Consider the following 22,485-nt stretch of genomic DNA (forward strand, 5'->3'; position numbering starts at 1 on the left):
GGGGCCAAACTGCTGATTTCGTGAATGATCCCGCCTTTCGGGGGGAAGCGCGATTTGGTGTTGAGATCATGTCGGCTAGTATGTCGCCATCAATCGACGCTTTGTCGACAGCCAGAGTCGAAACCCGGCGATGTTATCTGCCGCAAAGTCGATGGATTTGAGGAGAGCGGTGCCATGACGGCGGAATGGCGGCGAGGCCTGATTCTCGCGGGCGGCGGCCTGCTGGCCGGATTCGCCCTGGTCGTCGTGCTGTTCGGCGCGGGCGAGATGGTCAAGCGCGTTCAGGGCGACAAGCAGCCCGTGGCTGCGGCGGCGCTGCCCCGGTCGAATGAGACCAGCACGCCGGAATCGCGAGCGGCCGAATCGCCCGCGGCCGCCGGCTCGCCGGTGACGCCGCCCGTGCGCCGCGAGGAGGGGGCTTCGACGACGCCGGGAAAGTCGCCGTCGGGGGGGCGGGGCGCCACCGGACAGACGGGCAATCCATCCGCCGCGCAGGACCAGGCGCAGGCCCCGACCTTCGATATCATTCGCGTCGAGCCGACAGGCGAGACCGTGATCGCCGGTCGCGGAACGCCCAACACTACGGTCGAGATGCTACGCGACAACCATCCGATTGCCCGTGCGCTCATCGACCCGTCCGGCCAGTTTGCCATCGTCCCGCCTGCGCTCCCCGCCGGTAGCAGCGAGATCACACTGAGTTCCATCGGGGCCGACGGACAAGGTCGTCAGGCGCGGGAAACCGTCATGGTTGTGGTGTCCGCCGACCGCACCACCAAACCGCTCATCGCTCTGACTTCGCCCGACAAACCTACCGTCGTCCTGTCGCAGCCGGATCGTCCGACGGATGCGGCTTCGGCCAAGGTGGCGCGGAATGTACGGAAGGACACCGATCCGGCCCCGGCCGGCGCTGCGGGCCGGGCTTCCGCCGATGCCGCAAAGGGGAGCGTCGGCAAGGCTCTCGCGGGCCGAACCGACAGCGCCAAGTCTGGGAGTGACAAGTCTGATAGTGGCAAGCCTGACGCTGGCAAGCCTGAAGATGCCAGGCCTGAAACGGCCAAGCCGGATGCCGTGCCGGTCAAGGTCGTCAGCGTCGATGCGGAGGAGGGCGGCCGCCTTTTCGTGACCGGACAAGCGCCGGCCGGTGCCACCGTGCGCCTCTACATCAACGACACGCTGATCGCCCCCGGCAGTGTCGGCGCCGACGGACGTGTCTCGTTCACGATCGGGCGCGGCGTCGCCCCCGGGGATTATCGGATCCGCATCGATCAGGTCGATCCGGTCTCCGGCAAGGTGAAGAACCGGTCCGAGGTCGGCTTCGCCATGCCGAACGCGGCAAAGCCCGCTCTCGGCATCGGGCAGGAGGCGCCGGCCAACGGCGTGGCGGCCCTGACGCCACCCGCTCTTCCGAACAAGCCCTTGCCAAGCGCGGCGCTGGCGGCGAGGACGCATGCCAAGTTCGCCGGAGCCCAGGGATACGGGACCCTTCCATCCCCGTCCGAGCGTCTGGCTCAGGGGGCGCCGCAGGATGCCACGCCGAGCGCGCCTGCGTCTCCGATGACGATCGGCCGGTCGCAGCCGGGACCCACCACCGGCGAGGCTGGCGCGACATCTGCTCAGGCCCCGGCGAGCCAGCCCTCGGCCGCGCCGCAGAATGTGTTCGTGCCGGAGATCAACACGGCTCGGATCACGCGCGGCGACAGCCTCTGGCAGATCAGTCGGCGCGTCTATGGAAGAGGGACCCGATACACGGTGATCTTCGACGCCAACCAGCCGCAGATCCGTAATCCCGATCTGATCTATCCCGGCCAGATCTTCGTCGTGCCGTCCGAGAGCGCGTCGACTCTGCCTGAGGACAAGCGTCGTAGCTGAGACGAGGCGCGGTACCGCGCAGTCTGCAGCCCGGCCCTGCGCCGCCGGGTGCCTGTCTGGAACGGTTCGAGAGACTATATCGGGGGCTGAGTTCGTCCACTCCCGGTTCATCCTCCCGAGTCTGTCTGAATGACCACCGATCCCACTGCCGTGGCGAACGGCGGCACGCCGCCGCCCGAGCGTCCCGGCCTGTTCGCCACGTATCGGCGCCTGTGGCCTTACCTCTGGCCCCATACCCGGCCGGACCTGCAGCGGCGCGTCTTCCTCGCCTTTGGCCTCCTCCTCGTCGCGAAATTCGTGACGATGCTGACGCCCTTCACCTTCAAATGGGCGACCGACGCCCTCGTGGCGGCGGTGGGGGACAAGGACGGCCTCGGCGCCACGCTCCCCACGGGCCTGTTCGCGGCGCCGATGCTGATGATCGGGCTCTACGGCCTGTCACGCGTGATCATGGCCTTGCTCACCCAGGTGCGCGACGGGCTCTTCGCCAAGGTGGCGATGCATGCGGTGCGTCGCCTCGCGCTCCAGACTTTCGAGCATATGCACCGGCTCTCCCTGCGCTTCCATCTGGAGCGTAAGACCGGGGGCCTCACCCGCGTGCTCGAACGCGGCCGCGGCGGCATCGAAGAGCTTTCGCGCCTGATGGTGCTGACGCTGGTTCCCACCATCGTCGAGTTCGTGCTGGTGATCGGCGTCCTCGCCTACGAGTTCGACTGGCTCTACTCGTTCGTCGTCTTCGTCATGGTGGCCGCCTATCTCGCCTTCACCTGGAAGGCGACGCAATGGCGGATCGAGATCCGCCGGCGGATGAACAACTCGGATACCGACGCGAACACCAAGGCGGTCGATTCGCTGCTCAATTTCGAGACCGTGAAGTATTTCGGTGCCGAACGCCGCGAGGCTGAACGCTACGATAGCTCCATGGCCAAATACGAGACAGCGTCGACCCAGACCTACGTTTCGCTCGCCGTGCTCAATGCCGGTCAGGCTTTGATCTTCACCATCGGCATGACGGTGGTGATGTGGCTCGCCGCGCGGGACATCATGGCCGGGCGAACCACGCTCGGCGGCTTCGTCCTCGTGAATACCATGCTGATCCAGCTCTCCATGCCGCTCAACTTCATGGGCATGATCTACCGCGAGATCAAACAGGCGTTGATCGACATCGACGACATGTTCCGGATCCTGCATCGCAACCCGGAAATCGCCGACAGGCCCGGCGCCAAACCTCTTGCGGTCTCGGCCGGTGTGGTCCGGTTCGAGGACGTGCGCTTCGCCTACGATCCGGCACGGCCGATCCTGCGCGGCGTCAGCTTCGAGGTGCCGGCCGGGCGTACGATTGCCATCGTCGGCCCGTCGGGGGCGGGTAAATCGACCCTGTCGCGCCTACTGTTCCGGTTCTACGAGCCGCAATCCGGCCGCATCCTCATCGACGGCCAGGACATTGCCTCCGTCGAGCAGGGCAGCCTGCGGGCCGCCATCGGCATGGTCCCGCAGGACACCGTGCTGTTCAACGACACGATCGGCTACAACATCCGCTACGGCCAGTGGGATGCGAGCGACGAGGCGGTGCGCGAGGCCGCCCGCCTCGCCCAGATCGACCGGTTCGTCTCCGCTTTGCCGGAAGGCTACGACACGCCGGTGGGCGAGCGCGGCCTGAAGCTCTCGGGCGGCGAGAAACAGCGCGTCGCCATCGCCCGTACGATCCTGAAGGGCCCGCCGATCCTCGTCCTCGACGAGGCGACCTCGGCCCTCGATTCCTTCACCGAGCGCGAGATCCAAGACGCCCTCGACAAGGTCAGCCGCGGTCGGACCACCCTGGTCATCGCCCACCGCCTGTCGACGGTGGTGAATGCCGACGAAATCATCGTTCTCGACCGGGGCGTCATCGTCGAGCGCGGCGACCACCCGACCCTGCTCGATCTCGGCGGGGTCTACGCTTCCCTCTGGAGCCGCCAGCGCGAAGCCGACGAGGCCCGAGAGATCCTCAAGCGCGCCGAGGAGGAGCGGGTCGATGACGAGGTCCTGCCCTCGGTGGAGCGTGTGGCCCCTCAACCGAAAAGGCCCGTCGTACCCGAGCCGATGCCCGCCGAATAACGTATCGCAACGGGCGGTACGTAATCATCTGTCGTCGTGTCCGGCTACGTGTTCCACACGCTGGAGGCGGCGCTCCGGTCGGTCGGCAGCACCGAGACCTTCGAGGACGTGCTGATCCTGACCGTCAATCTTGGCGAGGACGCCGATACGGTCGGTGCCGTCACCGGCCAGCTCGCAGGCGCCCTCTACGGCGCCTCGGCGATCCCCGAACGCTGGCTCCGGCCCCTCGCCTGGCGCGAGCGGATCGTCGATCTCGCCGATGCCTTGGCGGCGAAAGCCTGATACCGGGCGCATCGCGCTTTGCCGTCATGATCCGCGTATGGAAAACACCCGTGCGGACGCTCGTGCGAGGGTCGGCCGGATCGTCCCCGTTTCGAGGGTGTGTATGACCGTAGCGCCAACGGCCTTCTCGACCACGCGCCTGATCGTGATCCTGGCTTTCGCCGGCTTCGCCAGCACCTTTGCCGGACGGGCCATCGAGCCCCTCGTCGGCGTGCTCGCCCGCGATCTGCAGAGCGATCCGCATACGGTGGCACTTCTCTCGACGGCCTTCGCGCTGCCCTATGCGCTGATCCAGCCGATCCTCGGGCCGGTCGGGGATTCGTTGGGCAAGGAACGGGTCATCGCGGTCTGTCTCGGCATCCTCACCCTGGCGCTTGCCGGATGCGCGGTCTCGGCCGATCTCACCGTGCTGTTCGGGCTCCGCATCCTGGCGGGCGCGGCGGCGGGCGGCGTCATTCCCCTGGCGCTCGCCCTCATGGGCGACCGTATCCCGCTGGAGCGCCGACAGGTCGCCATTGGCCGGTTCCTCGTCGCTGTCATCCTCGGCCAATTGTCCGGCTCGACCTTCGCCGGTCTCATCGAGGCCGATGTCGGTTGGAAGGGCGTCTTCGCCATCACGGCGGCGGTGGCGGCCCTCGGCTGTGCGGCTGCGATCCTCGGCTTCGAATGGGCGGCCGGCGCGGCACCCAAACGCTTCGCGCTGGGCGAAGCGGTGGCCCGCTACCGCACCATCGTCGCGATCCCCCGTGCGCGGGTCCTGTTCATCGCCGTCTTCGTGGAGGCCATCGCAGTCTTCGGCATCTTTCCCCATCTCGCGCCGTTGATCGAGGCGCGCGGGGAGGGCGGCCCCCGCGAGGCCGGGCTGGCACTGGCGGGCTTCGCCGCCGGTGGTTTGCTCTACTCGGCCTTCGTCGCCGTGCTCCTGCGCCTCCTCGGGATGCGGCGGATGCTGATCGGCGGAGGCGTAATCTGCGCCGGCGCCCTTCTGGTCATCGGCAGCGCGGCAAGCTGGCAGGTGGATTGCGCGGCCCTGGTGGCGTTGGGCCTCGGCTTCTACATGCTCCACAACACCTTTCAGGTGCAGGTCACCGAGGTGGCACCGACGGCCCGCGCCTCGGCGGTTTCGCTCCACGCCTTCTCGTTCTTCTGTGGCCAGGCTTTGGGAGTCGCGATCCTCGGCTCGGCGCTTCAGGGCCTCGGCCAGTTCACCGCCCTCGCGCTCTGCGCCCTCGTGATCCTGAGTGTCGGCAGCTTCAGCGCAAAGCTTCTCGCGCGCTGAAGCTCCGCTTCCCGACATCGCCGGCTCGCGCAAATCGGGATCTCGTGTTCCCATCGGCGATGCAGACGGAAGCGATCGTGGGATGACGCGATGGTTCCGCTATGCCGCCTCCAGCCCCGCATACCATTCGGCGTAGGTCGTGTTCGTGACCATGCGGCGGTTCTGGTCGGGCGTGCCGTCCGTCCACCAGACGGGGCCGCGCTCGCCGAGGCCGTGCTTGGCGGCGTCGACCGCCGCGCGGGCGCGCTTCATAGCGGCCTCGTCGCCCGAGCGCTTGGCCTCCTTCACCGCCCGCCGCGCATCCATCAGTGCCTTGACGAGATGCTCCCGCTTCTCTTCGCTCAAGTTCGGATTGGTACGCCGCCAGAGCCGTCCCTTGACGACGATGTAGCGGCCGTCGGGGGTCTCCAGCACTGGCATCGGGCATCCCGTCCCATCATCGCGGCAGGTCGGCAGGGCAACGCGCGGGTGGCCACAGGTGTGCCGCGTCAGCGGGGCAGGATCGCCGTGCAGATGAAGCGCCCGCCGCCCGGCAGGGGCACGATGGCGACGTCGACTCCGTAGAGGAGGCGCAGGGTCTCCGGCGTGACGGCTTCCTCCGGTCTGCCGAGCGCCAGGAGCCGGCCCTCGTGCAGGAGCGCCACCCGATCGCAGAGGAAGGCGTGGTCGGGGTCGTGCGTCGAGAGAACGACGCCCATGCCGCGTTCCTTGAGGCGCCGCACTTGGTCGAGGACGCGGGCCTGGTTGCCGAAATCCAGGCTCGCGGTTGGCTCGTCCATGACGAGGAAGCGCGGCTCCCCGGCGAGAGCCCTGGCAATGAGGACGAGTTGGCGCTCGCCACCGCTGATCTCCGTGTAACGCCGCTCGGACAGATGCCGGATACCGAGGGTTGCCAGGGCCTCGAGGGCGATCGCCGCGTCCGCTTTGCCGGGCGCCGCGAAGGCACCGAGGCGGCTCGCCCGCCCCATCAGCACCACGTCCTGAACCCTGAAGGGGAAGAAGGCGGCATGAGCCTGCGGAACGTAGGCGACGCTCCGCGCGAACCGCGCCCGCGACCACGTCGCCACATCTTCGCCGTCGAGGAGGATTCGCCCCGCCTGGGCCGGAAGCAGGCCGAGGAGGGTCTTGAAGAGGGTAGTCTTGCCGCCGCCATTCGGGCCCAGAAGGCCAAGCACCTCGCCCGCCTTTAAGGTGAAGTCGATGCCCTCGCCGAGGGGCTTGGCGCCGTAGCCGAAAGCGAGGTTCTGGACCTCCAGGCTCAAGCCCAGCCCCCCTTCGCGGTGGCCAGGAGCCAGAGGAAGAACGGTGCGCCGATGAGCGCGGTGAGGATGCCCAGCGGCACCTCGATGGGCGCGACGGTGCGGGCGACGAGATCCACCGCGAGGAGATAGCCCGCCCCCATCAGCAGGGAGGCCGGCAGCAGGCGGCGGAAATCCGGGCCGACGATCAGACGCGCCACATGCGGGATGATGAGGCCGATCCAGCCGATCACGCCGGTGACTGAGACGGCGGCGGCGGTCACCAGCGTCGCGGCGGCGATGAACAACGGCCGCAGCAAACGTGTCTCCACGCCCAGCGCACGAGCCTCCTCCTCGCCGAGACTCATCAGGTTCATCCGCCAGGCGAACAGGACGAGCGGCAGCAGGCCGAGCACCATTGCCGGCAGGATCGCGCCGACATCGCCGAGGCTGACGGAGGCGAGGCTACCGAGCAGCCAGTAGGTGATGGCGGGGAGCTGGTTGTAGGGGTCGGCCAGCACCTTGAGCAGCGAGATCACCGAGCCCAGCACCGCTCCGATGGCGACGCCGGCCAGCACCAGGGTGAGCAGCGGATCGTGCCGCCGCACCGCAAGGCCCACCGCATAGACCGCGCCCACGGCGAGCAATCCCCCGGCGAAGGCGAGGAGCTGGATCGCACCCACGGGGAGCGAGAGGAAGATACCGAGTACGGCACCGAGGCTCGCCCCCGCCGAGACGCCGAGGATATCGGGCGAGACCAGGGGATTGCGAAACAGGCCCTGGTAGGTCGAGCCCGCCGCAGCGAGGGCAGCGCCGACGACGAGGCTCGCCGCCACGCGCGGCAGGCGCACCTGCAGCACGACGATCTGCGCGGTCGGATCGATGGAAGAGGTCAGCCCGAACAGTTTCGCCCAGAGGATGCGCGCCACATCGGCGACGGGCACGGAGTACTTGCCCGTCGCCAGCGACACCAGGACCAGCATCACCAGCGCGAGGAGAGGGAGTACGCCCGTCACCGCGAGGCGCAAGGCGGGCCGGGCTGCCAGGGAGGAGGCTGTCACGGGCGGGCCGCTCCTGCATCCTTCAGCAGGGTTTCCAGCTGCGCCGCGTCGAGGTCCACATGATAAAAGCGCGTGTAGAAATCGCGCGTGATGCTCTCCATCGGCTCGGGGAAGAGGTCGGGATACAGCCGGCCCGCGAGCCAGCGCAGGCCGATCAGGCGGTTGATTCCCGGCGGCGAGTCGAACCAGCCGAAGGGCAGGCGCGGCGTCTGGTAGACCCGGCCGGCGCGAACGGCCCGTAGCGTGCTCCAGAGCGGATCGGTGGATATGGTCCGGTGGAAAGCCGGGTCGAGGGTGACGATGGCGTCGGGGTCCCAGGCCAGGACCTGTTCCGGCGAGATCGTGGTGAGCCCCGTGGCGCCCCCGCCCTCCGCGACATTGCGAGCGCCGGCCAGGTCGAGGAGCTCGGTATTGATCGAGCCCGAAACCCCCGTCTCCAATCCGCGTGGCCCACGAGCGTAGTAGACGCGCGGTCGCCTGTCGGCAGGGATCGAGGTGATCCGGTCCTTCACCTCGGCGATCATCGCCTCCGCATGGGCGGCGAGATCCCTGGCCCGCTCTTGCACTCCCACCAGATCGCCGAGCTTGGCATAGGTCTCGCCCGTCCGGTCGATGCCGCCGTCGAGGAGAATGTAGGGGATGCCCGTCTGCGCCTGCACCCGGTCGGCGAGGGACGCATAGGTCGATGCCGTGCTGCCCACGTCGATGATGAGGTCCGGCTTCAGAGTGAGCACGGCCTCGACATTGGCGGTATTGCCCCGGCCGGTGAGCCGGCCATAAGCGGGCAGGCCACGCGTTTCCGGTGACAGGAAGGCGGCCTCGTCGGGGGAGGGGGCGCGGACCCAGCCGATCATGGTCTCGGGCGCCAGTGTGTAGAGCAGGACCGAGGCCGGCGGACCGGCGGCGAGGATGCGGCGCGCGCGCTCTGGCACCTCCACTTTGCGCCCGGCCGCATCGACGAAGGGGCGGGCAGCGCCTGCCTCTACGGTGAAGACGAGGCCCATCAGAGCCATCGCGGCGGCTGCGAGCACCTGCGTCGCGCGGGACGAAACCTGTCTGCGGCCGGCGGCCGGCGGGATGAAGCGAAGGATCATGGCCGATATCGTATCATGGCGGCGGACGCTGCGCTCCGCGACGCACGCGCCGGGATCGCCCCGAGACCCGGAGTGACCGAACCGGCCTCTCGTTTGTCATCCGCGAGGGGCTGCTATACAGCCCCGGTCCATCGATCCGCCCGGCGGAGGTGAAGGCAGCGAGACCTACCGACGTGATGGTCCGCCATCCTCCCGGTCCGGTGGGGCCGAGGGTGGCAAGCGCCCGATCCGTCATGGATCTGTCACCGCCGGCGGCGAGAGACGGTTGGTCGAGACGCCCGATCGAGGCGGCCGAGGAGAGAGCCTGATGAAGATCGCGATGATCGGCGCGGGGTATGTCGGCCTGGTCTCCGGTGCGTGCTTCGCCGATTTCGGCCACACGGTCTGTTGCGTCGACAACGATCCGGCCAAGATCGAGGCGCTCGAGCAGGGGCGTATCCCGATCTTCGAACCGGGCCTCAACACGCTGGTGGCCGACAATGTCCGCCAGAACCGGCTGACCTTCACCACCGACCTGACGAGCGCGGTCGCCGCCGCCGACACGGTGTTCATCGCGGTGGGTACGCCGTCCCGGCGGGGCGACGGCTTCGCCGATCTCTCCTACGTCTATGCGGCGGCCCGTGACATCGCCGCAGCGCTCACCGGCTATACCGTGGTGGTGACCAAATCCACGGTTCCCGTCGGCACCGGAGACGAGGTCGAGCGCATCATCCGCGAGGCGCGGCCCGATGCCGATTTCGCCGTGGTGTCGAACCCCGAATTCCTGCGCGAAGGCGCGGCGATCGGCGATTTCAAACGGCCGGACCGCATCGTCATCGGGGCGGACGATGCCCGCGCGGCCAGCGTCATGAACGAGGTCTACCGCCCGCTCTATCTCAACCAGGCGCCGATCCTCGTCACTGGCCGCCGCACGGCGGAACTGACGAAATACGCCGCCAACGCGTTCCTCGCCACCAAGATCACGTTCATCAACGAGATCGCCGATCTCTGTGAGCAGGTCGGTGCCAACGTCCAGGAGGTCGCGCGCGGCATCGGCCTCGACAATCGCATCGGCTCGAAATTCCTGCATGCGGGGCCGGGCTATGGCGGCTCCTGCTTCCCGAAGGATACCCTGGCGCTGGTGAAGACCGCGCAGGATTGCGGCACGCCGATCCGGCTCGTGGAAGCGGTGGTCGCCGTCAACGACCAGCGCAAGCGGGCGATGGCGCGCAAGATCGTCACCGCCTGTGGCGGCTCGGTGAGGGGCAAGACCATCGCGCTCCTCGGCCTCACCTTCAAACCGAATACCGACGACATGCGCGACGCGCCGTCCCTCTCCATCGTCGCCGGCCTGCAGGATGCCGGCGCCCGCATCCGCGCGCACGACCCGGAGGGGATGGAGGGGGCCCGCGCGCTGATGCCGGACATCGCCTATGCGGACGACCCCTATTCCTGTGCCGAAGGGGCGGACGCCCTCGTCATCGTCACCGAGTGGAACGCCTTCCGCGCCCTCGACTGGGCGCTGCTCGCCGAGAGCATGGCCGCACGGGTGGTGGTTGACCTGCGCAACGTCTACCGGGGCGAGGACGTGGCCCGCCACGGCTTCCACTATGTCGGCATCGGCGTGCCGACGCCGGAGGCGTGAACCGCCCGCGGGATCAGAGGATGAAGTCGCTCGCCTGAAGGCCGCCGACGATGGCCTTCAACAGGATCTGGAAATCCGCCCGTCCATTCCCGTCGACATCGCCTTCGAGGAACGTGGAGCTTCCGGACACCCGCATATGCAGGTCTCCGGCTTGGGCAAGGGCGGCATCGCCGATGAAGGTGAAGCCCTGGTCGCCCTCGGCACCGGTCACCGCCTGGATCGCCGAGAGGTCGATCCGGTCCTGGCCCAAAGCAAAATCCGTGATCGTGTCGTAAGTCTTGCCGGCAAGGCTGTCCGAGATGGCCCAGAAGGCGAAGGTGTCGTTGCCGACGCCGCCCGTGAGCGTATCCTTACCCGCGCCGCCCACGAGGATGTCGCCGCCACCGCCACCCTTGAGCTTGTTCGCCGCATCGTTGCCGAGAAGCACGTTGTCGAGCGTGTTGCCGGTGCCGTTGATGGCCGCGTTCCCCGTCAGGGTCAGGTTCTCGATGAACTGCTTACCGAGGGAGAAGGACATGGAGGCTTCGACGCGGTCGCTGCCCGCCATCGGACGCTCGAACACCCGGTCGCCGATACTGTCGACGATGTAGACGTCGTCGCCACCGCCACCGGTCATCGAATCCGCCCCGGCATAGCCATCGAGGAGATCGGCGTATTTCGATCCGGTGAGGGTGTCGTCGCCCGAGAGAATCGCGGCCCGAACGCTCCCGGCATCCTGCTCGCGATAGAAGAGGGCTTGTTCGGCCGTGATGGCGAGCCCCTGGATCTCCAGGAGGGTACTGGCGCCGTAGAACAGGGTGACGCCATTGGTCACGCCCGTGACGGGGTAGGGGCCGGCCTCGTAGGAGAACCCGGAGCCGACGATGTCGAAGAAGATATCCTCGCTCAGCGAGCCGCGAAAACCCGTCTCGACCTGATGGGAATAGCTGACCTGCTCGTCATACGAATAAATGTCGATCGTATGCGCATCCAAAGGCAGCGAGGATTTGATCGTAACCACGGACGCGTTCTCCATCACCTTGCCCGCCCGTTCCCCGAGAGGAGCGGGCGGTGTCGATGATGTGATTGCAACCGAAACCTGAGAAAGGCTTAAGGCCGAGCATCCGCCCTGTGGGCGGAGCGGTCGGTCGCCGCAGCATGACGCTGCAGTTCATCCCGAGCGGTACGCCGCCTCCGAGCCTTACCTGGAGGCGGCATTTCTCACGCCGCCGCGTCGATGGCCGTAGAGGCGCGCCGCACCTTGCGGTCCATGCCGTCGAGGAAGGCATGAGCGTCTTCCTTGCGCTCGAAGACATGCGGGGCGAGGCCGCGATTGTTGAGCGCTTCTTCCATCTTGAGACGCAGGAAGGCGCTCGTCGCGTAGCGCGTGGTGGTGAGATAGTAGTTCGCCGACAGGTATTGGATCATGCTGGCGTAATCGTCGTACAGGTTCTCGTTGATGCGGAACCCGTCATGGTTGACCACCGAGTTGACCCGCTGGCCGGCCTTCTTACAGGCATCGACCAAGACCTTGCGCAGGTCGTCGATGTCGCTCTTGATGCGGGCGTGCCAGCCTTCGAGGTTGAGGAAGAGGATGTTGCGCTCGGCGTCGTAGCTGACCCGTTCCGGCAGGTTAAGGTTGAGGAGGTCCGAGAGCAGTTCCATCGGCTCGTCCCGGAACAGTCGGGCATCCATCTGCGCCGGGTGCTTGATGATCGGCGTGAAGCCCATATGGGGCAGGATATCGCGCTCGATATCGATGCCCGGTGCCACCTCGATGAGTTCGAGCCCCTCGTCGGTGAGCTGGAAGACGCAGCGCTCGGTCACGTAGATCACCGGCTGCGACCGCTTCTGCGCATAGGGACCGCTGAAGGTGATCTGCTCCACCTGCGGCAGGAACTTCTGCGAGCGTCCCTCGGTGACGATCTTCAGCTTGCCGTCTTCGATCGTGGTCTCCAGGCCGCCCACGGTGAAGGTGCCGGCGAAGACCACGCTCCGCGCGTTCTGGCTGATGTTGATGAAGCCGCCGCAGCCGTTGAGCTTGCCGCCGAACGCACTGGTGTTGACGTTGCCGTGCTGGTCGCACTCGGCCATGCCGAGGCAGGTCATGTCGAGACCGCCGCCATCGTAGAAGTCGAACATCTGGTTCTGGTCGATGACGCAATCGGCATTCGTCGCCGCGCCGAAGCTCGACCCGGACGCGAGCACGCCGCCCACGGCCCCGGCCTCTGTGGTGAGGGTGATGTAGGGCGTCACCTTCTCCTCGTTGGCCACCGCCGAGATGCCCTCGGGTGCGCCGACGCCGAGATTGACCACGCCGTTCGGCGGCAATTCGAAAGCCGCGCGGCGGGCGATGATCTTGCGGGCGTCGAGCTTCATCTTCTTCATGCCGCTCACCGGCACGCGGATCTGGCCGGCCAGCGCCGCGTCGTGCTGCACGCCGTAATTCATGCGGTGCATCTCTGGCTCGGCCAGCACCACGCAATCGACGAGGATGCCCGGCACCCGCACGTCCTTGGGCAGCAGGAAGCCGTCATCGACGATGCGCTCCACCTGCGCGATGACGATGCCGCCATTGTTTCGCGCGGCCATGGCCTGGGCCAGGCAGTCGAGGGTGAGAGCCTCCTTCTCGAAGGAGATGTTGCCGGCCGGGTCCGCCGAGGTGCCGCGGATGAAGGCGACGTCGATCTTGGTGGCGGTGTAGAACAGCCATTCCTCGCCATCGACCTCAACGAGCTTGACGATCTCGTCCGTCGTCACCTCGTTCACGCGGGCGCCGCCATGGCGCGGATCGACATAGGTATGCAGGCCGACCTTGGAGAAGAGGCCGGGCTGGCCGGCGGCGCAGGCGCGGTAGAGCTGCGAAATCACGCCCTGGGGTAGGTTGTAGCCGACGATCTTGTTGTCCTGGGCGGCCTTGGCCACTTTCGGCATGCGGCCGAAATTTGCGGCGATGACACGCTTCAGCAGGCCCTCGTGGTGGAGGCGGCCGGTGCCGAGGCCTTTGCTGTCGCCGGCGCCGGCGGTCATGATCAGGGTCAGGCCGCGCGGGGCGCCCGTGTCGACGAAGCGCTTCTCCAGGGCGGCATGGAGCGCCTCCGGGATGCAGCTCTGGACGAACCCCGTCGTGGTGACGACGTCGTCATGCCGGATGAGGGCGATCGCCTCCTCGGCCGTGATCACCTTATTTTTCTTCATCGACCGGTCTATCCTCAGAGCGCCTCCCGCATCCCGGCCCTAACGCAAGTGATATTTTGCATAATGCCGTGGATGAGGAAGTCTTGTTTGGCGCAGGCAGCGTAAAGATACGGTCCAGTTTTCGCAAGGGTCCGGTCTAGCGCCAGTCGCGGCGTTCGCGTCTTGTTGCAGTGCAGCGTTAGCCCGAGTTTTCATGTCCGGACTGCCGGCATTTCCAGTGATCAGTGAGGATTGCGTCTAATCCTGAGGGCTCGGCGTCATTGGTTGAACACTTGTGCGGTGCGGGAAGGTCGAAAGTATTCAACATTTCGAATTTTGGTGGCGATTCGTTCCACCGTTGTCGGTCCCAACCTCGTGTCTCTCATTCGAACGCACGACGTTGGGGCGGTTCGTCGCTGGTCCGCGTTCGTCACGAGAGCTTGCCTTGCCGGGAGCCGCCGGGTGACGCAGGCTCGGGGATGCCGGTCCTTGGCCTCGACCGGTGATCCCCCCAACGAAACCATAAGTCGTCGATGATCGTCCGTTCGCGTCCCAATCTCATGGCGGTGCTTTTCACGCTCCAGGGCTCGATCCTGCCGCGGGTCGCGCTGAAGGTGAGTTTCATCACCGTGGCGGCCATCGTCGTCGTGGCTGTCGAGCGGGCTTGGCCCCATCCTTTCCCGATGAGCGCGGGGATCGGGCCTTTCACCCTGGTCGGGCTGGCTCTCTCGATCTTCCTGAGCTTCCGCAACGGCGCCTGCTACGACCGCTGGTGGGAGGCGCGCAAAGCCTGGGGAACGCTGATCCTCGAAGCGAGGGCGTTCGCCCGGCTCCTGATGGCGCTCCTGCCCGAGGAGCGGCACGACGCGTTGCGAAGCCGCGCACTGAAACGCGTGATGGGCTTTGCCAAGGCCCTCCACGCGCAAATGCGGCGCGAGGACGAGGTGGCGGCCGCAACCCCCTGGCTGTCCGAGGCGGAGGCCGCGCCCCTTCGCGACCGCCCGAGCATCGCCGACGCCGTGCTCGTGCACCTCACGGCCGATCTCGGACGAACACAGCGGGCCGGTGCTCTGACCGACATCCAGTTCGGCTTCCTCGAGCAGAAGATCGCGGCTCTCGGCCAGGTCCAGATCGTGTGCGAGCGCATCCAGGGCACCCCGCTGCCCTTCGCCTATACCCTGCTTCTCTACCGGACGGCCTGGATCTACTGCCTGCTCCTGCCCTTCGGTCTGGCGGGCACGCTGGGCTGGGTGACGCCGCTCGTGACGGCACTCGTCGCCTACACGTTCTTCGGCCTTGATGCCCTCGGAGACGAGTTGGAGGACCCGTTCGGCACCGAGCCCAACGATCTCCCTCTCGACGCGCTGGTCCGCGTCGTGGAGGGGATCGTCCTCGACGCATTGGGTGAACCCGCGCCGCCGCCTCTCGCGCCGGAGGGCTTCCTCCTGCGCTGAGACGTGGCGCGAGCGGTGGAGGCTCAGTACTCCCAGAAGATCCGCTGAAGCTCCTTGGTGTCCTGCGTCTTCGTCAGGGCCACGGCGGCGAGGATCTTGGCCTTCTGCGGGTTGAGGTCGTGGGCGACGACCCAATCGTACTTGTCGTCCGGCTGCTCGGCATTGCGCAGGACGAAGCCGTCGCCGACGCGGGACGAACGGATGATCTGCACGCCCTTGGAGCGGATGTCCTTCAGGGTGTCGACGAGGTAGCCGGCCACCGAGCCGTTGCCGGTGCCCGCATGGATGATGGCCTTCGCGCCGGTGGCGACGGCGGAGGTGTAGGGCTCGGGATGCATGTTGCCCGAGCCGTAGACGATGGCGACGTCCGGCAGGGTATCGATGGAATCGATGTCGAACTCGGAGGTGGTGCCGTGGCGCTTCACCGGCGCGCGGAACCAATAGGTCTTGCCCTCCACCACCATGCCGAGGGGTCCCCACTGGCTGAAGAAAGCCGAGGGCTTGATGTTGACGCGCTTGGTGGTGTCGCGTCCGGCCTGGATCTCGTCGTTCATCGTGAGGAGCACGCCCTTGGCGCGGGCATCCTTCGCGCCAGCCACCACTACGGCATCGAGAAGGTTGAGGGCGCCATCGGCCGAGATCGCCGTGGAGGGCCGCATGGAGGCGACCATGACGATGGGCTTGTCGGTCTTGACCACGAGGTCGAGGAAATAGGCCGTCTCCTCCACGGTGTCGGTGCCGTGGGTGATGACCACTCCATCCACGTCGTCGCGTTTGACCAGGGCGGAGACCTGCTTGGCGAGCTGAATCAACTGTGCGTTGGTGAAGCTCTCCGAGGCGATCTGGAACGCCTGCTCGCCGCGTACCTCAGCCACCTGTGCGATGGCCGGCACAGCGGCGATGAGCTTATCCACCGGAACCTTCGCCGCCTGATAGGTGGCGCTGTTGGCGGCATCCGCACCCGCGCCCGCGATCGTGCCGCCCGTGGCGACGATGACCACGCGGGGCTTTGTCGTCGTGGCCGGGGCCGCCGCTTCACCGGGTTTGGCCGGTGCCGGGCCTTCGAGAGCGATGGCTGGGAGCGGCGCGAGGGACAATCCGACGCTCAGAGCCAGGGCGAAGGCGATCGGACGACCGGTGGGCCGGTAAGCGGGAGGAACAAGCTGCATCGTGGTATCCTGTCACAGGCGGGAGGACGGCATTGTGGCCGCTCCCCCCGCTCACGCCCAGGCCAAAAAGGCGGCGGTCACAGGCTGTTCCGGCGTCATTCCTTCGACATCGTAACTGGAGGGGCGATCCTGCTGCCCGGCTCGGCCGATCCGGCGCATCCGCCTGCCGCGATCGAAGCATGGGTCCGCTTTACCGATCGGGTAAATGCTTGCAATCGGAATGAAATGGCGAGACTTTCGTGTTGTGGGCTGTCACGGCCCGGTACGACGTACGAGACCCAAGCGCGAGGAACCGATGACGCCGCTTGGGCATCGCGCCGGCCTGATCCGGGGATAGATCGCGTGGTGTATATGGTCGACGCTCCGGAGGAGCATACAGGCTCCACGACGGACCCTTTGCTGCTCGATAATCAGCTCTGTTACGCCCTCTACGCTGCCGCTCACCGGATCACCCGGTCCTACCGCCCGATGCTGGAGCGGATGGGGCTGACCTACCCGCAATATCTGGTCCTCCTCGTCCTCTGGGAGACCGACGGTGTCACGGTGTCGGATATCGGTCGCCGGCTGCGTCTCGATTCCGGAACCTTGACGCCCGTTCTCAAGCGGCTCGAAACCGCAGGTTTTCTGATCCGTCACCGGCGACAGAGCGACGAGCGCGAAGTCGAGATCCAACTGACCCAGCAGGGGCGCGACCTGCGGGCCGAGGCACGGCTCGTGCGGGAATCGGTGATGTGCCAGCTCAACATGTCAGAGCCGGAGGTGCAGGCTATGCGGGCCGACCTGAACGCCCTGATCGAGAACCTGAGCGTCGCCGGCTGAAGGCCGTCTCCGGCATAGCGGAGACGCCGTTCGGTCTGCCGACCGTCGTGGTCGCACTGTCACAATCGCGCTGTACGCTCCGTTCCCATATCATCTTATTATCCTATGCTATCGATATGGTTTGCCGGATAAGTTTTACCTTGAGGTAAGCGTTCATTTACCGTTAAAGGCCGGCCACGTCCGGCATCGTGCCATGCGGCGCATCGGGTCTTCCCTTTCTCTCCGCCTGCCCGTTCCCGCGTGCCGGTCCTCACGCCACAGGGCAGGGGTGCTCGATGACCTGGTTGTCGAAAGTTCCGAATTTGATCGTCGAGGCAGGGAAGCGGCCGGCCGCTGAACTCGAACCGATCGCGTGCGGAACCATCGAACCCATGCGGCATCGCGGCGTTCCCCTTCCATGAGTTCAGCCCTGGTGGAGAGTGAGACGGAGCCCCGGCGTCAGGTCGGCGCCTTGCCGTTCCGGCGTCTGTCGGATGGTGGGTTCAAGATTCTCCTGATCACCTCACGGGAGAGCCGCCGCTGGGTGATCCCGAAGGGCTGGCCGATGAAGGGGCGCAAGCCCTACGAGGCCGCTGCGCGCGAGGCCTATGAGGAGGCCGGGCTTCTAGGCGAGATCGGCAAGAGGCCGCTCGGCTTCTACCTCTATGAGAAGCGGCTCAAGAGCCGTGATTTCGTACTCTGCCAGGTGAAGGTCTTTCCTCTGGAGGTCCGCAAGCAGCTGAAGCACTGGCCGGAACGGGGCGAGCGCGAGGATCGCTGGTTCACACCCTCCGACGCGGCCGAGGCTGTCGCCGAATCCGGCCTCGCCGGTATCATTCGCGCGGCGTGCAAAAGGGACACAGGGCTGCTTGTTTCACCAGCAACGATCAAAGGCGGCGAGAAGTGATTGCCAAGCCGCGTTCGATCCGCTAACTCCCCGCTCGTCGCCGACGCGTCGCGACGATCGGCTGCTGTAGCTCAGTGGTAGAGCACCTCATTGGTAATGAGGAGGTCGACAGTTCAATCCTGTCCAGCAGCACCATTTTAACTGCGTCATTACAGCGACTTAGACATCAGCATCGAAGTGGTGAGCTTTGACGCAGGTTGGTCGGTGACCACCGGGTGACCACGCTGTTAAGACCTAGGACACATGATCGCTGCTGACATCGAGCTGCCAAGCCGGGAAGTGTGGCTGGAGCCAATTGCCGGTTTTTTTTCGGGCCGCTAGCGTCTTATGACCCATGCAGATTGCATCCTGCCGTATCGGCATTGGGAATAGCGGTTGCAGCCAACCGCAACGGTCTCCGGCAACGTGCATAGGGTTAGGGGCCATGATGCCGTTGAGGCGGTCATCATCTCCTTAAGGACGTGAACGATGTGCAACCTCTACAGCTTGGTCACGTCACAAGCGGAGATCCGTGAGGCGTTCGGTGTCGAGGAGGACCGCATCGGCAACCTGCCGAGGATGCCCGGCATCTTCCCCGACCAGATGGCGCCCATCGTGCGGATCGAGGATGGCAGGCGGGCCCTCGAGATGTTTCGGTGGGGCATCCCTGGACCGAAGCAGTACGGGGAGCATCCCGTCACCAACATCCGGAACGTGAAGAGCCCGCACTGGCGGCCTTGGCTTAAGCCGGAATATCGCTGCCTCGTCCCGGTGTCCTCTTTCAGCGAGTATGCAGATACCAAGCCGAAGAAAACGCCTACGTGGTTCGCCCTCAATGACGACCGGCCGCTCTTCGCCTTCGCCGGCATCTGGCGCCCCTGGACCGGCGTGCGCGGCACCAAGGCCGAGAACCCAGACAGGGAGGAGGCCGAGCACTGGCTGTTCTCGTTCCTCACCTGTGATGCGAATGGGATCGTCGGCCCGGTCCATCCGAAGGCCATGCCGGTCCTGCTGACGACACCGGAGGAATGGCGGACGTGGCTTGAGGCGCCGACAGAGGTCGCCCTTGAGCTACAGCGCCCGCTGCCTGACGCCATGATGAAGGTGGTGGCGACAGGCGCGCGGCGCGATCCGGCAGAATAAGGATCGCATCGCGGCCGGCCTGGTGGTGGGACCAAGCCGGCCGGGAAGCCGTCTTAACGGGCCGAGGCTTCTGCATCGGCCACAAGGCGCCGGGTCGCGGGGGCACGCGGGGTCAGGGACGGCGTGGTCGTCAGCTCGGTAGCCGGACGAACCGATGCCGTGACGCGAGCCTGTTCACGGTAGAGCGTCGGCGTGATGTTGACGCGATCCTCAGCCATTGCCGTACCGGTCAGAATGATGGCGGCGAAAGCGGCAAGAATGATTTTACGGACGGTCATGGTAGTAATCCCTCTGGTGTTTCAGGGCCTGCGCCCCGTCTGATGAGAGGAATATGCGCTGCAGTGCACCATCATTCAAACAGATCAGATCGCTAGCCGGTATTGATGAAATCGATGCGTCTTCCTGCCCTCGTCTTCGTCCTGTCACTGGCTCCTGCGTTCGCGGCCGAGCCGGTCACCGGCCGGGCCTCGGTGATCGACGGCGACACCCTCGATATCGGCAGTACACGCATCCGCCTTCACGGCATCGACGCGCCCGAAAGCGCCCAGCTATGCGAAGATAAGGTAGGGAAGGCCTTCCGATGCGGACAGGCCGCTGCCCTCGCATTAGCGGACAGGATCGGTTCTGCGCCCGTCTCCTGCGATCCTAGGGATACCGACAAGTACGGGCGCACCGTCGCGGTCTGCCGGAAGGGCGCGGAGGACCTGAACGGCTGGCTGGTCGCGCAAGGTCACGCCATTGCCTACCGCCGGTACTCCGAGGACTACGTCGCTGCCGAGGACACCGCGAAGGCAGGGAAGCTCGGGATATGGTCCGGCTCCTTCACGGCGCCGGGGGACTGGCGCAAGGGCGAACGGGCCATGACAAAGGGGTTCGCGGCGCCGGGCGGCCCGGATGGTCCTATCCCCGCCCCAACGCCTCCGCAGCCGGCCCTCAAGGCCGGCGGCTGCGCGATCAAGGGGAACATTAGCCGAAAAGGCGAGAAGGTCTTCCACGTCCCCGGATCGCGCGACTACGACCGGACCCGGATCAGCGAAAAGGATGGCGAGCGCATGTTTTGCTCGGAGGATGAGGCGAAGGCGGCCGGGTGGCGAGCGCCGCGCGGGTGAGCTTGGAACTTAGTGCTGGGCCCCACCTGTCGGATGACTGCTAAGGGTGGATTCCTGCCCTCAGGCGCCACTCGCAGAGTGACTGCTATCCAACCCAGTCCGGACATTGCGCATCAGATTTCTGCACAGGCTAAAACGGTTGTTGTCACAGGACCGATCGCACCGCTCATAAATCTTATCGTCTGAAATGGAGCGACACATATCGTATTGCTAAAGTGCCTGATTTTGATATAAGCTGGATTTGACATAAATGCCTATGAAATGATTTTTATGCAATAACGAGAAATGGTTAGCTCAATGAAGCTAACTGCTCGCCATGATTCGCCCGTTCTTACTAATCTGAATTCAGCAATGGAGCAGAATAATGAGAATAGCCATCTACATCGCCGCGATATGTGTTTTAAGTTCTTCCTGCACAACGACAGCATATGCCGACGATAATGCGTGTACGATTGATATATTGCAAAGTAATCTCGCAATCAATGCTGAAGTAGTGCCTAGTGCTCCCAATAGATTAATACTCGAATCATCTCAAGCAGATAAATTTTTATCGGTAGGTCGGCTCGTCCCATGCACGGCGGCGGATTTGTTGAATATAGGCTTCGAATTTCGAGGGTTACTTCGGTACGGACCTAACAATTCAACAAATGGGGCATTCGAAGAGGTATCTGTCTTACAAAAAAATACGATTGTTGTAACCTGCTATTACGAATTTGATCTCTCAGAAAGGACAAGGAACTCTAGAATATCGTGGTCTCGTTCCGCTTGTGGCCAAATTGTACAACCAAGGCTTGTTGACAAAAAATAGTAATTCGTCTTTCGGAAGAAAATTTTATTTCTATCTCAGATATCGACACTTGCGCGCAATGTGATATGTAAATATTCCCGCTCACGCTGGGAGATATACAATGTCAACGAATTCTTCTGACGTTACTCAGCAATCCGAATATAAACCACGTCGGCCATGGCCATGGGGGCCAGGGCCAAAACCAGCCGAGATGTCAGTAAAGTCATCTATCACACAGTTGCCATCTTTAAACGATGTAAGTTTTGCGGAGTTTATGAACGGCCAATTTGAAAAAAATTTCTCTAGCGTCTTTAGTCTTTCGGCATCAGACGAAGCGACATCAGGAGACAAGATACTTGACCATATTCTAAAAAGTTTTGATATCAGTGAAAATCAGAAAAAATCACTTGAAGAAAGCAATATATCTATAATTCACTCTCTAGAAAATGAGCTTGAATATATTTATAAATGTAAATCAATAGGATACGATATAAATTTTAGTTCACTAGGTCTTAATCCGGAAAACTGTCCGGGCCTCCCCCTTGAGTCGATACTAGTTCGCCGTGAAACGACTTTTGTTGACGGTATGCCGAAAGCATCAAGTAAAATAATATTACTTAGGGGGCATCTCCCAGTTAAGCCAGATAAGCCAGATAAGCCTCCGAGAGAGCCAAGGCCAACGCCAACGCCAGGGCCAGGTCGCGGAGGATAAACATAGACATTCACAAAAATTAATGAAAATTTTTGATCAATCAAATTTATATCCGTTTCTAGTTTGCCTTACGGTTCTCTGGAGACGGATATATTATTATAAGTCAACGACTCGATTGCATATCATGACGCGTGGGGCAGGAGCGGGAACGCCTGCCCGGGTCGGCTGCGGTGTCGTTGCCCAGAAAGCCTGCTGCTTCACAGGCGCGGCGTGAATGTTGATTTTTGCACGACGCTTTGCTCTTTGACAGGGCTTATAAGAGCAGCTTTAATAGGACGGTACACTCCTAGGAGGTTATGATGCCTCAAAACGGTTCGAGCATTACAATTGCTGGCCTGTGTTTGATAGCAGCGAGCATCATGCCTGCGACTGCCGACAATCGTATAAAATTTGCTCAGACTTGCACAATAGCGCGGACGTGGACGGAAGCTTTTACTTGCCCAAAAGGTACTGTGAAATATGTCACCTGCCGCCAATGTGCTGTTCCGCCGGGCGCGTCCGGGGAAGGTACGAAAAATTGTGACACAAAATTTTGCATAAATGGCGAATAATCATTCTCGGGCGAGCAGTTGAAGGAACCTGAATATGAGACCCGCACTGATAGCAATCGCTGTTACCGCGCTAGCTTATGTGAGCAATGCCTCCGCGTCAGATATGGTGCTCTGCTTTGGTGAGCATGAACATGTGTGTAAGGCTAGATACAACTTTGATGAATGGGTGGGCTGCG

General features: G+C 64.2%; 19 protein-coding genes and 1 tRNA gene. 12 read left to right on the top strand and 8 right to left on the bottom strand.

What is annotated here, in order from left to right:
* Window positions 1–174: 174 nt before the first annotated feature.
* The 4 genes from ASF32_RS03300 (at window position 175) to ASF32_RS03315 (ending at window position 5,527) form a co-directional block, all read left to right on the top strand.
* Window positions 175–1,869 (top strand): LysM peptidoglycan-binding domain-containing protein, encoded by a 1,695-nt coding sequence (locus tag ASF32_RS03300; RefSeq protein ID WP_056423649.1) that lies wholly within the window; start codon window positions 175–177, stop codon window positions 1,867–1,869.
* Window positions 1,870–1,998: 129 nt separating this feature from the next.
* Window positions 1,999–3,966 (top strand): ABC transporter ATP-binding protein/permease, encoded by a 1,968-nt coding sequence (locus ASF32_RS03305; protein WP_056423650.1) that lies wholly within the window; start codon window positions 1,999–2,001, stop codon window positions 3,964–3,966.
* 36 nt (window positions 3,967–4,002) lie between these two features.
* Window positions 4,003–4,248, top strand: coding sequence for an ADP-ribosylglycohydrolase family protein (locus ASF32_RS03310; protein ID WP_056423652.1), 246 nt, complete (start codon window positions 4,003–4,005; stop codon window positions 4,246–4,248).
* 103 nt (window positions 4,249–4,351) lie between these two features.
* Window positions 4,352–5,527, top strand: coding sequence for an MFS transporter (locus ASF32_RS03315; RefSeq protein WP_056423654.1), 1,176 nt, complete (start codon window positions 4,352–4,354; stop codon window positions 5,525–5,527).
* Between the two features lie 99 nt (window positions 5,528–5,626).
* On the opposite strand, the gene ASF32_RS03320 is transcribed toward ASF32_RS03315, so the two are convergent.
* The 4 genes from ASF32_RS03320 to ASF32_RS03335 all read right to left on the bottom strand — a co-directional run bounded on the left by ASF32_RS03320 (window position 5,627) and on the right by ASF32_RS03335 (window position 8,839).
* On the bottom strand, window positions 5,627–5,947 hold the full coding sequence (locus ASF32_RS03320; protein WP_056423656.1) for a hypothetical protein: 321 nt from the start codon (window positions 5,945–5,947) through the stop codon (window positions 5,627–5,629).
* 68 nt (window positions 5,948–6,015) lie between these two features.
* The gene (locus tag ASF32_RS03325; protein ID WP_056423658.1) at window positions 6,016–6,789 is read right to left on the bottom strand and encodes an ABC transporter ATP-binding protein; all 774 of its coding nucleotides are present in this window, start codon (window positions 6,787–6,789) and stop codon (window positions 6,016–6,018) included.
* The gene (locus tag ASF32_RS03330) at window positions 6,786–7,826 is read right to left on the bottom strand and encodes an iron ABC transporter permease (RefSeq protein WP_056423660.1); all 1,041 of its coding nucleotides are present in this window, start codon (window positions 7,824–7,826) and stop codon (window positions 6,786–6,788) included. The genes ASF32_RS03325 and ASF32_RS03330 overlap by 4 nt, the downstream gene beginning before the upstream one ends.
* A complete protein-coding gene (locus ASF32_RS03335) occupies window positions 7,823–8,839 on the bottom strand; it encodes an iron ABC transporter substrate-binding protein (protein ID WP_056423742.1) in 1,017 nt (338 codons plus the stop codon). The genes ASF32_RS03330 and ASF32_RS03335 overlap by 4 nt, the downstream gene beginning before the upstream one ends.
* A gap of 388 nt (window positions 8,840–9,227) precedes the next feature.
* Here ASF32_RS03335 and ASF32_RS03340 point away from each other — a divergent pair, with 388 nt between their 5' ends.
* A complete protein-coding gene (locus ASF32_RS03340) occupies window positions 9,228–10,544 on the top strand; it encodes a UDP-glucose/GDP-mannose dehydrogenase family protein (RefSeq protein WP_056423663.1) in 1,317 nt (438 codons plus the stop codon).
* Between the two features lie 13 nt (window positions 10,545–10,557).
* Here ASF32_RS03340 and ASF32_RS03345 read toward each other — a convergent pair whose 3' ends face one another.
* Window positions 10,558–11,544 carry a M10 family metallopeptidase C-terminal domain-containing protein gene (locus ASF32_RS03345; protein ID WP_244477874.1) on the bottom strand — a complete coding sequence of 329 codons (987 nt, stop codon included), beginning with the start codon at window positions 11,542–11,544 and terminating at the stop codon, window positions 10,558–10,560.
* Between the two features lie 200 nt (window positions 11,545–11,744).
* Complete coding sequence (locus tag ASF32_RS03350; RefSeq protein ID WP_056161468.1) at window positions 11,745–13,721, bottom strand: CoA-transferase; 1,977 nt, start codon at window positions 13,719–13,721, stop codon at window positions 11,745–11,747.
* Window positions 13,722–14,233: 512 nt separating this feature from the next.
* Between ASF32_RS03350 and ASF32_RS03355 the strand changes: the two genes are divergently transcribed.
* Complete coding sequence (locus ASF32_RS03355) at window positions 14,234–15,154, top strand: bestrophin family protein (RefSeq protein ID WP_056423667.1); 921 nt, start codon at window positions 14,234–14,236, stop codon at window positions 15,152–15,154.
* 23 nt (window positions 15,155–15,177) lie between these two features.
* On the opposite strand, the gene ASF32_RS03360 is transcribed toward ASF32_RS03355, so the two are convergent.
* Window positions 15,178–16,323 carry a type II asparaginase gene (locus tag ASF32_RS03360; RefSeq protein WP_156467661.1) on the bottom strand — a complete coding sequence of 382 codons (1,146 nt, stop codon included), beginning with the start codon at window positions 16,321–16,323 and terminating at the stop codon, window positions 15,178–15,180.
* Window positions 16,324–16,674: 351 nt separating this feature from the next.
* Here ASF32_RS03360 and ASF32_RS03365 point away from each other — a divergent pair, with 351 nt between their 5' ends.
* The 4 genes from ASF32_RS03365 to ASF32_RS03380 all read left to right on the top strand — a co-directional run bounded on the left by ASF32_RS03365 (window position 16,675) and on the right by ASF32_RS03380 (window position 19,150).
* Window positions 16,675–17,142: a MarR family transcriptional regulator gene (locus ASF32_RS03365; protein WP_056423669.1), complete on the top strand. Its 468-nt coding sequence runs from the start codon at window positions 16,675–16,677 to the stop codon at window positions 17,140–17,142.
* 397 nt (window positions 17,143–17,539) lie between these two features.
* A complete protein-coding gene (locus ASF32_RS03370; protein WP_056423671.1) occupies window positions 17,540–18,028 on the top strand; it encodes an NUDIX hydrolase in 489 nt (162 codons plus the stop codon).
* Window positions 18,029–18,088: 60 nt separating this feature from the next.
* Window positions 18,089–18,163 (top strand) — tRNA-Thr (locus ASF32_RS03375).
* Between the two features lie 333 nt (window positions 18,164–18,496).
* Window positions 18,497–19,150, top strand: coding sequence for an SOS response-associated peptidase (locus tag ASF32_RS03380; RefSeq protein ID WP_056423673.1), 654 nt, complete (start codon window positions 18,497–18,499; stop codon window positions 19,148–19,150).
* A 53-nt stretch (window positions 19,151–19,203) separates the two neighbouring features.
* Here the strand turns inward: ASF32_RS03380 and ASF32_RS03385 are convergent, their stop codons facing one another.
* Complete coding sequence (locus tag ASF32_RS03385) at window positions 19,204–19,428, bottom strand: hypothetical protein (protein ID WP_056423675.1); 225 nt, start codon at window positions 19,426–19,428, stop codon at window positions 19,204–19,206.
* A 114-nt stretch (window positions 19,429–19,542) separates the two neighbouring features.
* Here ASF32_RS03385 and ASF32_RS03390 point away from each other — a divergent pair, with 114 nt between their 5' ends.
* Together ASF32_RS03390 and ASF32_RS25050 are read left to right on the top strand one after the other, a co-directional pair.
* The gene (locus ASF32_RS03390) at window positions 19,543–20,259 is read left to right on the top strand and encodes a thermonuclease family protein (protein WP_056423677.1); all 717 of its coding nucleotides are present in this window, start codon (window positions 19,543–19,545) and stop codon (window positions 20,257–20,259) included.
* Window positions 20,260–21,167: 908 nt separating this feature from the next.
* Window positions 21,168–21,758 carry a hypothetical protein gene (locus ASF32_RS25050; RefSeq protein ID WP_156467662.1) on the top strand — a complete coding sequence of 197 codons (591 nt, stop codon included), beginning with the start codon at window positions 21,168–21,170 and terminating at the stop codon, window positions 21,756–21,758.
* The last annotated feature ends 727 nt before the right edge of the window (window positions 21,759–22,485 follow it).

Origin of the sequence: Methylobacterium sp. Leaf91, from assembly GCF_001422815.1 — a bacterium.
In the GTDB taxonomy this organism is placed as follows: domain Bacteria; phylum Pseudomonadota; class Alphaproteobacteria; order Rhizobiales; family Beijerinckiaceae; genus Methylobacterium.